Raw genomic sequence first — 12,887 nt, 5'->3', positions numbered from 1 at the left:
TTGCCATATCCTGGGAGGGATTGGTTAGTTGGTGACCTGAGCCTCGATGGCCTTCGGCGCGCTCACTGGCTCGGCGGCGATCGCGATCTTGCGGGGCTTCATGGCCTCGGGAATGCTGCGAAGAAGGTCGATATGGAGCAGACCGTTCTTCAGCGAAGCAGCCGTCACCTCGACATGGTCGGCAAGCTGGAAGCGACGTTCGAAGGTGCGCTTGGCGATGCCGCGATAGAGGAATTCGGAGCCTTCCGCATTGTCTTCATTCTTCTCGCCCTTGACGGTGAGAGCATGGGCCTGCGCTTCGATCGAAATTTCGGTCTCGTCGAAACCGGCAACGGCCATGGTGATGCGGTAGGTGTTTTCACCGGTGCGCTCGATATTGTAGGGCGGATAGGTCTGGCCCTGGTCGGGCTGGCCCAGACTGTCGAGCATGGTGAAGAGACGGTCGAAACCGACGGTGGAACGATAGAGGGGAGAGAAGTCTACGTGACGCATGATGTCCTCCTGAGGAAGCGACTGATTGCGATAAATTGCCCCAAAACCCCTTGATCGGCAGCTTCGGGACGGTTCCGCGGACCCGTTCTGGCGTCCGCTACCATGAGATGGGGATGGCATTTTCGGACTTCAAGACCCTTTCGGAAAGCCGCTCGCAACCACCGAAAATCCACGGCCAGCCACCGTGAACCGCGCATGAACACCCGGTTCGGCATCCGTTCAGACGCACGGGCCTAATCATTGCGTCATCGGGTTACACTGGCTCGATGGCTGGAGTGTATCGTCCCTTCGTCTCCAGCCCGATCTCCGGCCGGCACTGCGCTCCCCTCAGGTCCCGCATGCCGGCCACTTTTTTTGACCGGGCACGGACGACGCGCATCTCAGGAACGCTTTTTTCTTTGATTTGACAGGCCGATCGCCTATCCGCTTTACTTCAATCCCGAATCCTTTCGAAGGGCGCGCGCTGACGGCTATGGAACAGGTTCTGTTTTCGACACCCGGCAATCCGGTTCCGGAAAACCGCACGGAAGGCTACTTCGAGACGCATGACGGCCTGAAGCTGCGCTACGCCGTCTTCCGCTCCCAGGCATCCGTCGCCAAGGGCACCGTAGTTCTGCTGCACGGGCGCAACGAATTCATCGAGAAATATTACGAGACGATCCGCGATCTGACCGACAAGGGTCTCTGGGTCGCCACCTTCGATCTGCGCGGCCAGGGCAATTCCGACCGCATGCTGAAGAAGCGTCATTACGGCCATGTCCGCCGCTTCGTTGATTACGAACACGACCTCGATACCTTCCTCGAGAAAGTCGTGCTGCCCGATACCCGCCTGCCCTTCTATATATTGGCGCATTCGACCGGCGCGCTGATCGCGCTCTCGGCCGCTCCTTATCTCACGACCCGCATCGAGCGCATGGTGCTGACCGCGCCCTTCATCGGCCTCTCGGGCCAGGCAGCCTCGGCCGGCACCATCCGCTGGCTCGCGTCTGCGGCCTGCGCGCTCGGCCTCGGGTCGCACCCGCTGTCGCGCAAACTCAGGGAAAAGCCCTTCCGCGACAATCCGCTGACATCGGACGAGGTGCGCTTCGAACGCAACGTCGCGATTGCGCAGGCAAATCCCGATCTGACGCTCGGCCCGCCCACTGCGCGCTGGCTGGTCGAATCCTTCAAGACCATCGAGCGCGTGACCGCGCCGAACCACCTCTTTTCGATCACCATCCCGACCGTCGTAATCGCGCCGACGCGCGATACGATCGTGCCTTACATCGCCCAGGAGCGTCTCTCGCGCTATTTCCGCGCCGGCCAGCTGGTGCCGATCAACGGCGCTCGTCACGAAGTGTTGCAGGAACGCGACGTCTACAGACAGGCAGCGCTCGCCGCCTTCCACGCCTTCATTCCGGGCGCGGATGCCGAGGTTTCCGAGGAATTCGAGGGCTTCGGCACCTGAGCCGAAGCGCGTCAGGCGGGGTTCCACTCCCCGCCCCACTTGTCCGGGATCGCGAAGTTCCGACCGGCCCGATCACATTTTGAGACAAAAATGTAACGCGGTGTTTGAATTTTTACGATTGTAAGATAATAGTTACTCACTTTTTCGATAAGGGCTGAACTAATCACATAGGGGGCACCTGGCGTTGAGGGCGCATTACGTATTGGGACGATCTCTCTTCGGGATCATGATTGTGGGCTTAGCTGCCACGGGCTGCACTAGCACGCCAAAGACCACCGGCAGCATTCAGACGACCAAGCGTCTGCATACCGGCACGCCCGGTAAGGTCACCTACAATTACACGACGGAAGACCGAACCTGCCTCAAGCGGGCTATGTATTTCGAATCGCTGCATTCCGACCACGACGGCTACATGGCTGTCGGCAGCGTCGTGATGAACCGCCTGACATCCCCTGCCTATCCCAAGTCCATTTGCGGCGTCGTTTCGCAGGCCAAGCAGTTCGCCCCCGGCGTCATGACCCGTGAGGTCAAGGCACAGGCGGAGCCCGATCTCAACGCAGCCGCCGACGCACTCCTGAAGGGTGAGCGCAATCCCGCCGTCAAGGAAGCCATGTTCTTCCATACCGACGGTATGAAGTTCCCCTACGACAACATGCACTACGTGACGGTTGCCGGCGGCAATGCCTTCTACGAGAAGCGCGGCGCCGATGGCGAGCTGCAGACCCCTTCGCCGCTCCCCGCCTACGAAGTCGCGATGAATTTCGTTCCCGCTCACAGCCAGATGGCCGCGCAGTTCGAATTGCTGACGCCAGCCTCTTCGCCGGCCCGCGAGCCGATTCCGATGGCTGAAGGCGTTGTCGAAACCGCCTACGAAGCGCCGGAAAGCGTCCCCGTGCCGCAGGCCGCTCCCATGCAGACGACCGCCGAAGCGGTCCGTATGGAAGAGCCGCAGGTTCAGCAGGCACAGGTGCAGACAGCCCAGCTGCAACCGGCCCAGGTTCAGCAGCCGCAATTCCAGCAGGATCGGTTCCAGCAGGCTCAGGCGCAGACCAAGCAGCAACACGTGCTGCAGGTTCCGGTCCAGCAGGCTTATGTCCCGTCCGAACCCGCGCCGGCCGCCTTCGAGGCCGTTGCCTACACCGTACCGACCGCCGTGGCCGTGCCGACGCCACGCCCGACGGCCTTCGACACCGCCCGCATGCGCGGCGGCATCGGCGGCTGATCTCAGCCCTCCCGAGGCGATCGAACAAAAAAGGGTTCCAGCCTGCCGGCGGAACCCTTTTTCTTTGCTTGTCTGTCTGGACTGTCCGGTCTATGGCGCGTCATCTCTGACGCGCCGGATCGCGATCGTCAGGCAACCCTCGCCAGTGGCGCCACGCCGCGCGCGTTTCGCTCGTCGCCGACCTTGAACTGGCCGATCAGCTCGAACAGCGCGCTCGCCTCCCCCGCCAGCTTGCGGCTCGCTGACGCGGTCTGCTCGACCATCGCCGCATTGCGCTGCGTGTCCTGATCCATCGACATCACGGCCTCGTTGATCTGACCCAGCGCCTGCGATTGCTCGCGCGCCGCCACCACGATGCCCGAGACGTTGTCATGCACCTGCAGCACCCGCGTCGCGATCGCTTCCAGCGCCGCACCGGTCTTGTCCACCAGCGCCACCCCGTCACGAACCGACGCCTCGCTATCGTGGATCAGCGCCTTGATTTCCTTGGCCGCATCGGCCGAACGCTGCGCAAGCTGCCGAACCTCCTGCGCCACGACCGCGAACCCCTTGCCTGCTTCACCGGCACGCGCCGCCTCGACACCGGCGTTCAGCGCCAGAAGATTGGTCTGGAAAGCGATATCGTCGATAACGCTGACGATGCCGGCGATCTGGGTCGACGAACGCTCGATCCGCGCCATGGCGTCCACCGTCTGCTTGACGACATCGGCGGAATCCTGCGCGCTCTTCGTCGTGTCGTCGACAAGACGCCCAGCATCCGCCGCCCGGCGCGCCGAATCCGACACGGTGGTGGAAATCTCGGTCACCGCCGCTGCGGTTTCTTCCACGGACGAAGCCTGCGATTCCGAACGGCGGGCAAGATCGTCGGACGCCGCACTGATCTCGCGCGTGCCCGATGCGATCTGCGTCGCGTTCCTGGCAATCGCCTGCATCGCCGACCGCAACCGGCCGATCGAGGAGTTGTAATCGGTGCGCAGCGTCTCCAGCGAGGCGATGAAGGGCTTTTCGATCGTCTGGTCCAGATCGCCATCCGCCATCGCCTGCAGGCCAACGGCGAGCTCCTTGACGGCACGCACCCGCTCGCTGACATCGGTGGCGAATTTGACGACCTTGAACACCTTGCCGCTCATGTCGAAGATCGGGTTGTAGGAGGCCTGGATGAACACCTTGCGGCCGCCCTTGCCGATACGTGCGAACTCGTCGGCGGCGAATTGCCCGGCCGCCAGACTGCGCCAGAATTCCTTATACTCCGCACTCGCGGCATAGGCCGGATCGCAGAACATCGAATGATGCCGCCCGCGGATTTCCTCCAGCGTATAGCCGAGCGTCTTCAGGAAATTCTCGTTGGCCGTCAGGATATGGCCGTCGGGCGTAAACTCGATCGTCGCCTGGGCGCGCGAGAGCGCATCTAGCTTGCCGGCATCTTCCGCGCTCTTCAGCTTCGTATCGGTAATGACGGTGGCGAATTTCACGACCTTGTAGGGCGTGCTGCCCTTGAAGACCGGATTGTAGGACGCCTCGATCCACACTTCGCGCCCGCCCTTGCCGATGCGCTTGTACTGCCGGCGATCGAACTCGCCCTTGTTCAACCGCTTCCAGAAGGCGGCATAATCCGCGCTCTTCGCCTCTTCCGGATCCACGAACATGCTGTGATGCCGCCCGACGATCTCGTCGGCACGGTAGCCCATCGCCTGACAGAAGTTCTCGTTGGCGAAGAGAATATTGCCCGCCATGTCGAATTCGATCACGGCCTGGGAACGACTGACGGCATCAAGAACGGCCTTGGCGCCGGCTGCGGATCCAAAAGAAAAAAGCTGCATTATAATTTGCCTCAAAACCGAAATGCGGACCGCCGGAAGGCAAGGATCCAAATACATTCATTTCAGCGGCAAGATTTGCAGCGAAGTCTTTCCGTTCGATTAATGTTCATCCCCCGCGAGCATCTTGCCATGCAAGTAACCGCATGTTTTTGCAAAACGAACAACCGGTGAGGGATCACGTCGATCAAGAACAACCAATGCTATTGAACATTGTCTAGGCCTAACAAAACCGGGCCTGATATCGCCCACCCTTGCACAACCCTTGATTTAACGGCGCAGGATCGCCACCGCCGCATCATAGACCGCCTGACTGCCGGCGGCGATGATCGAACCGCCATTCTCCGGCCGGCCGCCATCCCATGTGGTAATGATGCCGCCGGCCTTCTCGATGACGGGAATGATGCCGCCGACGTCGTAGGGCTTCAGGCCGTTCTCGACGACGAGATCGATATGCCCGGCCGCCAGAAGCGCATAGGCGTAGCAATCGGTGCCATAGCGGAAGAGCCGCACCTGGCTCTCGATCTCGCGATAGCGCTCCATCTCGGTGCCCGCGAAGAGATGCGGCGAGGTGGTGAACAGGATCGCATCGGAAAGCCCGGCGCAATCGCGCACCTGAAGCTTCCGCTCGCCCTCGGGACCGGTGTAATAGGAGCCGCTCTCATCGGCGAAATAGCGCTCGCCGGTAAACGGCTGCTCGATCATCCCCATGATCGCGCGGCCGTTCTTGTAGAGGCCGATCAGCGTACCCCAGACGGGAACGCCCGAGATGAACGCCCGCGTGCCGTCGATCGGGTCGATCACCCAGACATGCTCGCGATCAAGCCCGACATTGCCGAACTCCTCGCCAAGAATGCCATGCTCGGGAAAATGCTGTTCGATCAGCGCCCGGATCGCCACTTCGGCCGCCCGGTCGCCCTCGGTGACGGGATCGAAGCCCGACGCAAGCTTGTTCGTCACGCCGGTCCCGGAGCGAAACCGCGGCAGCGTCTCGGCCTTGGCGGCTTCCGCGAGGCGATTGAAGAAGGTGCGATCAGGAAACATGAGGGACATCCGTGTGAGACTGTCGATGCCGCTTTCCATAGCCGAAAAGGCTCATTTTGCAAACGGAAGCAGCAACTTTTAGCCGGCTGCACATATTTTGCGCACCGCAATAAAATGATTGACAATTGTGCACTGCAATAGTAGCGTCTCCCTACAGTCTTCTGACTGTAAATACCCTCCTTGGGTGTTTCCTCCCTAGACTTGGACCGCCGCAAGGCGGTCTTTTTTTGTCGGGCTGGAAGCAGGCCGGAACCGTCGCAGGCACGGAGACACGAAAACCCATCGCCGCGACAGGTAACCTACCGCAATTTCACGACAGCAATACTGCGTTGGAATACGGCGCGCTCGAATGCGCGCGAAAAACCGCCCTACTCCGCGGCCAGCGCCGTATCGCTGGCGAACTTGGCGACGTAGTCGGCCATCTGGCGCATGAAGGAGGTGATCGCGGCGGCCACGAGCGGGAAATCGGCGCGGCGCTCGAGCGTCACCTCATCGACATAGATCGAACGGTTGACCTCGATCTGCAGCGCATGCAGGCCGCGCGAGGGACGGCCGTAATGCTCGGTGATGAAGCCGCCGGCATAGGGCTTGTTGCGGATCGCGGCGAAACCCATCTCCTCGAAGATGCTGACGGCCATGCGCGACAGCTCCGCCGAGGCGCTGGTGCCGTAGCGGTCGCCGATGATGAAATCCGGCCGCGAAGTCGCACCAGCGACGCGGATATTGCCCGGCATCGAGTGGCAGTCGATCAACACACCGAAGCCGAACTGCACATGCGTGCGCGCGATCAGCCGGCGCAGAGCCGCGTGATAGGGCTTGTAGACCGCCTCGATCCGATCGAGCGCTTCCTGCACCGGCAGGCGACGCGCGTAGATCTCCATGTTCTCGGCAACGATCCTGGGGATGGTCCCGAGACCGCCGGCCACGCGCAACGAATTGATATTGGCGTAGGCAGGCAGGAGCCCGTCGAACATGCGCGGGTCGAGCTCGTATGGCTCGCGGTTGACGTCGAGATAGGCGCGCGGAAAATTGGCGAGCAGCAGCGGCGCCCCGAGCGCGCCTGCCGCCGAAAACAACTCGTCGACATAATGGTCTTCCGAGCGGCGGATCGAAATCCCCTGCAATCTGGATTGCGCGATGAATTCGGGCGGATAGATGCGGCCGCTATGGGGAGAATTGTAGACGAATGGAATGGTGTGCGACGCGGGTTCCCGTATCTCAAAAAGCTCGTACGCGGGAATCTCGTCCACCTGTTTCCCTCTTAACCATGCTGGCAGGCAGCTATCTCGCCCATGTTGCCAGTTGAAGGCCGCCAAGTCCATACTATCTCATGGGGATGACGCTTTGCACAGGCGCTTCACCGGTTGTTTACCGGCCGAAATCTAGTGTAAATGACCAATACTCACGCATAAATTCCACTGATCAGCGGTCTGGATAATGACTCAGAAGATACTTCTTGCAGAAGACGACAACGACATGCGCCGCTTCCTTGTGAAGGCGCTCGAAAAGGCAGGCTACAAGGTCCTGTCCTACGACAACGGCGCCAGCGCATACGACCGCCTTCGCGAAGAGCCCTTTTCCCTTCTTCTCACCGATATCGTCATGCCCGAAATGGACGGCATCGAGCTGGCGCGCCGCGCCACCGAACTCGATCCCGACCTCAAGGTGATGTTCATCACCGGTTTTGCGGCCGTGGCACTCAACCCTGATTCGAAGGCACCGAAGGACGCGAAGGTCCTTTCCAAGCCTTTCCACCTCCGCGACCTCGTTGACGAAGTCAACAAAATGCTTGCGGCCTAAGGGTTCTGTGGGCGTATGTCACAAATCTGAAAAAGGCCTATTGACGGCCAAATAGGTTTGTGGTCTATGCGCCGACATCGGATGGGCGTGTAGCTCAGCGGGAGAGCACTACGTTGACATCGTAGGGGTCACAGGTTCAATCCCTGTCACGCCCACCATCCAGATTAGACTGAATAGTCAGGGGCTTAGCGAAAAATCGCTGAGCCCTTATTCGTTTTCAGCTTAGTGCGAAATTCAGGCAACAGGCTTCTTGTTCGCCACTGCCGGAAACGCACGCTTTCAGTTGCGGCCAACCCCTCTTCGATGCTGGTATGCGATCATTGGCGCTCGGCGCGGGTTGCCACTATCCATTCTTTCAAGCGCGGCCTTCCAGCAATCGGAGATGCCCGAGCAAGGTCTCGCAAAGCTTGCTCTCCCCTTCTCTGAAACCAGAGCGTCATCACCACCACGCGCAGAAGAACCCTTCAAGCGAGCATAACTAGAATAGTACTACCGCAATTCACGGTATTTTTAGGCTTCTTGCAGAGTATGAGGTCCAAAGGTGGAGGTGGCGCGAGACGGATGTTCATTGGCGACAGAAGCAATGCGGATGCTGTCGGTTCGAAATCGACGTTCAGATCTCTTGCCGAGATAAATGACCTTGCCGTCTCGGCCCTCGATCTGGCGGCGTATTCGCCGAATTTCGACAACCAGCTTCTCAGTTCCACGCCCGCACACGACATTCGATCGGCCGTGGAATCGCTCGTTATCTTGCTGGAAAGCCTTGACCTTAGAAAGCTGCTCAAAAAGCAAGGGATCATCGGCCGCTTCACCGGCGCCGATGTCGAGGCAAGGCTTGGATTTGAACTGGCAAGCAAGAAGGTCTCGGAGCAATTCCAGCAACTGGCTCGACTGGCAAATAGCGCCGAGCGCATCCGGGACTTGCTCCTATCAGCGGCAAGGGAGCTTGGTGACGAACAGGTCCGGATCGCCCAGGTTTTGCATGACGGGCAAGCGCTTCTCACCCGTTCCACGGCTGTTGAGCCTGCCCTGATTACGCGCTTCGAACGCCGTCTGTCCAATATCGCCACGATGGAAACCGCGAACGCTTTGACCATCAGGCAGATCGCGATCTCGGTGGAACTTCTGTCGTCCCTGCTTGATCGCTGTACGGACGTTCAGACGCTGCTGGTTCCGGTTTGGCAACGCGATGCTTTGGCCGTCATCCACGGTGGTTCCATCAATTCGCGAGGCAGCGTCGCCACCTCGTTCATCGAAACACATCGCAGGCTCATTGCCCTGCTCAAGAAGGTTCTTCCAGAATGACGAAGGTAGCAGATACGTCGAGCAGCAGTAATCGATCCGACCTCCTGAACGCAGCAACAGATGCGGACATAGCGCGGCTCGCGGCAACGATCGACCTGAGTTCTGCACTCTCGATCCAGCAATTCGGCCACGAGGTCGCGGAGCGATCTTCAAAATACACCGATGAAATCCTTGGTACCGCGCGCGCGTCGGATATCGAGCGGACAGGTGCTCAGCTGAACGAGATCGTCATCGCGGCACAGCAGTTCAATCTGTCATCGCTCGACAGTTCCGCCGCACGCGTGCCGATTATCGGTGGCCTGCTGAAGAGGCTCGCGAAGTCGAAAGAACGAGCCATGGCCCATTTTGACAGCGTCAAAGGGCAAGTCGACAAGTTGGTCACCCAGATAGAGACGACCGCGCAGACATTGACGAAGCGAAACCATGACTATCAGCTGATGTATGAAGGTGTGCGCGACGAATACGCCGCTCTGGGCCAGCATGTGTCCGCAATCGAACTCCGGTTGCGCGATATGGAAAGCGAAATCGCTCGCCAGGATGTCGACGCCACCGACCTCTCCGCAAGCGAATATCGGGCCGTGCTGGAGGCCAATCGACAGCTTCTGACAAAGCGTGCCGACGACCTTCGTGTTTTGCAGCACGCCGCAATGCAGACATTGCCGATGGTCCGGATAATCCAGTCAAACAATCTCGCTCTTGTCGACAAGTTCCAGACCATCCGCCAGCTGACCCTCCCGGCATGGAAGCGAGCCTTTATGCTGGCTTTGACACTGGATGAGCAAAAGAATGCCGTTGCTCTCTCCAACACGATAGATAACGCGACAAATGACATCATGCGGCGCAATGCGGACCTGCTGCATCAAAACTCGGTCGCCACGGCCAAGTCCACGCAACGCCTTGTTGTGGATGTGGAAACGCTACAGCATGTCCACGACAAGATCCTGATGACGTTGACAGACGTGCGCGACGCCCACGAAAAGGGAGCTGTCGAGCGGAAGGAGGCTCTTGGAAAGCTGCAGACGCTCCGCGCCGAGATGCTCTCCAGTTCCCGTATGGCGGGGCTGGCGGGATGAGCGATTCGAGGTCCTTCGGAACTCGGACAGCAAGTGCCGCGACAGCCCGCACCGTCTCCACCACGAGTGTAGAGCAGTCTCTCGCTCGGCAGAGCGCGAGCGACGAGGTTGTGCGACTGGAAGAGCGATCGCTTGTCTTGTCGCTTGCCGCGCAAGGCTTGGCGTTCGCGGCGTTCATTGCATTTTTCGCGGCGGCAAGTTTTTGGCCAATGTCGGCGAACATCCTCAAGCAGCTGGACAATTCGATCTATCTACAGGAGCACCATCGCGCGATCCTTCAGATGGAAGGCCTCAAATCGTGGGTCAGCTCCATAAGAACGGATAGCACGCCATATGGGTATCTCCCGGGCGTGGTGTCAGGCGTTCTTGCGCTTTCCGCAGCCTCTGCGGTCATTCGAGGCCGGTGGCTTTTTGCTGCCTTGGCTGCGGCATTTTTCGTTGTTCCATGGGGCGTCTGGGGGCACAGGCTCCCATTGTCGCCATATGCCTTGACGCTTTTGGCCTTGGCCGCGTTCGCGTTCCACGCTCCGCTCTCGAAGCGCTGGATCATCGTCGGGTCCGTTCTGACGATCATCGGAGCGCCGCTAATCTTCGGCGTCGTCCATGACGTTTCGAAGGGACTGTTTCCCGGCTCGGCTGAACGCTATTTGATCGTTAACAGCGCGCAGTTTACCGTAGGTATGGAGGAGATGGTCGAAGCGAAACTCGACCAGGCACAGCAAAACGGTTCTGCAACTATCTCCCGCGACGATCGATACGCTACGCAATACGTTGCAGCCCAAATGAGCGCGCTGAATGGTAATGCATTGAGCGCTGCAGCCGCACTAAGTGGCATCGATCAATACGCCGACCTCATGAATCCTTTTGACCGCGAGCGGATCGATGCCATTCGCAACTATGCCACCGAGGCCGGAGCGCTGGGACAGAAGCAACAAGAGCGCGTTGCAAGCGACATCACGGCCCAAACATCCGCGTCATATGTCCTTATCTTGCTCGGCGTTATCTCAGCAGTTGCGGTCCCGCTCGTGAATATGATCTCTGCTTCGGTCCATCGACGTGGTCGTCGTGTATCCTCCATGGTGCAGGAGCTCGAGGGAATCGCAGCAATCCCAAAGAGCCCGCCGGATACATTTGGGACTAGCGCGACGAGAGGGCGCCCCACCTCTATGATCATGGGTGAGCGAGCCATCACTGCCATTGCCGTAAGGCTGCGCTTCTATTGTAGGTGGATGGCGGTGCTGGCCGGACTTTCAGCGCTGCTGGCAGCTGCCTCCTACTGGATTTGGGTGCCGGACCCCTCTTTGAATCTGGCATTCAACTTCATCAGCCTCCCCAATGATGCTATCGGGTTTGCGAACGACCTGAAACTCGACGTGCGGATCGATGAGCAAGCCGGTGCAATTTCGTTGTGGTGGTATGCCTTCATCGGACTGAGTTTGGCGCTGATTATCATCGCGACACGCAAGTCGAGAACGCTCGGGCTCGCAGGGACCGCGATCTTCCTGTTACTGCTTGGGCTCAACGCCATTCGACTTCCCGACCATTCGCGCTACCAGCTACCGGTATCGGCATTTCCCCCAGCCGTGAGGGCGAGCATTCACCAAGCTGCGATCAGTGCGCGGAAATCCGATGTCGGAATCCAGTTTGTGCCGGAGAAATTCGAGCTCAGAGGCACCGCATCCCTGAATGGGGTAACCGATCCACCGCAAGTCTCTGGGGACGCCGCTGAGATGGGTGCGCCTTCGGCATCCTACATTCTAGCGCAAATCGCCTACTTGGAAGATAATGCCGCTGACACCGCCACGTCGCTTAATCGTGTCGAGTTCGACAAAAGCCTGCGTCCACGTGTTCATCTCGTAAAACTGGAAGCTATGAAAGAGTGGTTGAGCGCGAAAGGTGTTGAAGTCGGGCCAACGTGGTTTTCCAACTCTTCGATCAGTTTCGCCAGACTCGCGACAAAGGCGTCGCTCGGACTATCGATCGCCCTCCTGTTGTTGAGCTCGCTCCTTGGAATAGCCATCTGGATTGCCTATCGCAGAGCCGGCCGCATTCAAACGCTCATGGAGGAGCGGGAACGTTTGGCCTAGCGTACAGCGTTTCTCTGAGCGACACTGTCGTGAGGTCGATGACAAGGTCATCTTCGAGATGACGTAGCGCTCATCCACACCCCAACCTCGTTCAGAATCCATTAAGCCAACCAATGCCATCTTCTGGGCATGTTGAGTGGCTATCGAGCCTCTCGATCTTAACGGAGACGCATGCGAATGAAGAAGATGGCTCTGTACGCCGTGGTTGCCGCAACCACGTTCAGCAGCGTCCTGGCGACCACCGCGCCGGCAATGGCGCAGTATTACGACCGTCGCCCGCCGGGCTATGGTTACCGCGACCAGCCGCCACCCCCGCCGCCCCCGCGCCGCCGCCATCACAATGATGGCGCTGTCATCGCCGGTGGTCTTGCGGCTGGCGTCATCGGCGGCCTGATCGGCGGCGCGATTGCCAACGGCAATTCCGGCCCGCGCTATATCGACCCGCCACCGCCGCCCCCGCCGCGTTGCTGGTTCGAGGACCGCCAGGTGCAGAACGCCTATGACGGCGGCTACCACCTGGAAAGCATCCGCGTCTGCCGCTAAGCATGCCGGCCTGACAGGCAGCAGCAACCACCGCCCCGGTCTCCGGGGCGTTTTGCT

General features: G+C 59.7%; 11 protein-coding genes and 1 tRNA gene. 8 read left to right on the top strand and 4 right to left on the bottom strand.

The window, feature by feature from the left end; genetic code table 11:
• Positions 1-24: 24 nt before the first annotated feature.
• On the bottom strand, positions 25-492 hold the full coding sequence (locus QTL96_RS26030; protein WP_018899772.1) for an Hsp20 family protein: 468 nt from the start codon (positions 490-492) through the stop codon (positions 25-27).
• A 472-nt stretch (positions 493-964) separates the two neighbouring features.
• On the opposite strand from QTL96_RS26030, the gene QTL96_RS26025 reads away from it, so the two are divergent.
• Both QTL96_RS26025 and QTL96_RS26020 read left to right on the top strand, forming a co-directional pair.
• Complete coding sequence (locus QTL96_RS26025; protein WP_289729747.1) at positions 965-1,939, top strand: alpha/beta hydrolase; 975 nt, start codon at positions 965-967, stop codon at positions 1,937-1,939.
• 226 nt (positions 1,940-2,165) lie between these two features.
• Positions 2,166-3,161, top strand: coding sequence for a cell wall hydrolase (locus QTL96_RS26020; RefSeq protein WP_289729746.1), 996 nt, complete (start codon positions 2,166-2,168; stop codon positions 3,159-3,161).
• Positions 3,162-3,289: 128 nt separating this feature from the next.
• Here QTL96_RS26020 and QTL96_RS26015 read toward each other — a convergent pair whose 3' ends face one another.
• From QTL96_RS26015 to QTL96_RS26005, 3 genes are all read right to left on the bottom strand, one after another.
• A complete protein-coding gene (locus QTL96_RS26015; protein ID WP_289729745.1) occupies positions 3,290-4,981 on the bottom strand; it encodes a PAS domain-containing methyl-accepting chemotaxis protein in 1,692 nt (563 codons plus the stop codon).
• Between the two features lie 267 nt (positions 4,982-5,248).
• Positions 5,249-6,022 carry a histidinol-phosphatase gene (hisN, locus tag QTL96_RS26010; protein ID WP_289729744.1) on the bottom strand — a complete coding sequence of 258 codons (774 nt, stop codon included), beginning with the start codon at positions 6,020-6,022 and terminating at the stop codon, positions 5,249-5,251.
• Positions 6,023-6,390: 368 nt separating this feature from the next.
• Positions 6,391-7,272, bottom strand: coding sequence for an N-formylglutamate amidohydrolase (locus QTL96_RS26005; protein WP_289729743.1), 882 nt, complete (start codon positions 7,270-7,272; stop codon positions 6,391-6,393).
• 187 nt (positions 7,273-7,459) lie between these two features.
• Here QTL96_RS26005 and cpdR1 point away from each other — a divergent pair, with 187 nt between their 5' ends.
• The 6 genes from cpdR1 (at position 7,460) to QTL96_RS25975 (ending at position 12,830) form a co-directional block, all read left to right on the top strand.
• Positions 7,460-7,822, top strand: a complete 363-nt coding sequence (gene cpdR1, locus QTL96_RS26000; protein ID WP_003542883.1) for a response regulator CpdR1 — start codon at positions 7,460-7,462, stop codon at positions 7,820-7,822.
• A gap of 83 nt (positions 7,823-7,905) precedes the next feature.
• Positions 7,906-7,980, top strand: a tRNA-Val gene (locus QTL96_RS25995).
• Between the two features lie 403 nt (positions 7,981-8,383).
• Complete coding sequence (locus QTL96_RS25990) at positions 8,384-9,127, top strand: hypothetical protein (RefSeq protein ID WP_289729742.1); 744 nt, start codon at positions 8,384-8,386, stop codon at positions 9,125-9,127.
• On the top strand, positions 9,124-10,200 hold the full coding sequence (locus tag QTL96_RS25985) for a toxic anion resistance protein (RefSeq protein WP_289729741.1): 1,077 nt from the start codon (positions 9,124-9,126) through the stop codon (positions 10,198-10,200). Before QTL96_RS25990 ends, QTL96_RS25985 begins: the two co-directional genes overlap by 4 nt.
• A gap of 137 nt (positions 10,201-10,337) precedes the next feature.
• On the top strand, positions 10,338-12,287 hold the full coding sequence (locus tag QTL96_RS25980; protein ID WP_289729740.1) for a hypothetical protein: 1,950 nt from the start codon (positions 10,338-10,340) through the stop codon (positions 12,285-12,287).
• A 177-nt stretch (positions 12,288-12,464) separates the two neighbouring features.
• Positions 12,465-12,830, top strand: a complete 366-nt coding sequence (locus tag QTL96_RS25975; protein ID WP_112981566.1) for a hypothetical protein — start codon at positions 12,465-12,467, stop codon at positions 12,828-12,830.
• The last annotated feature ends 57 nt before the right edge of the window (positions 12,831-12,887 follow it).

It is taken from the genome of Rhizobium sp. S163, from assembly GCF_030380805.1.
Lineage (GTDB): Bacteria > Pseudomonadota > Alphaproteobacteria > Rhizobiales > Rhizobiaceae > Rhizobium.
Note: the sequence above shows the minus strand (reverse complement) of the source record. Positions and strands in the feature narration are given on the sequence as shown.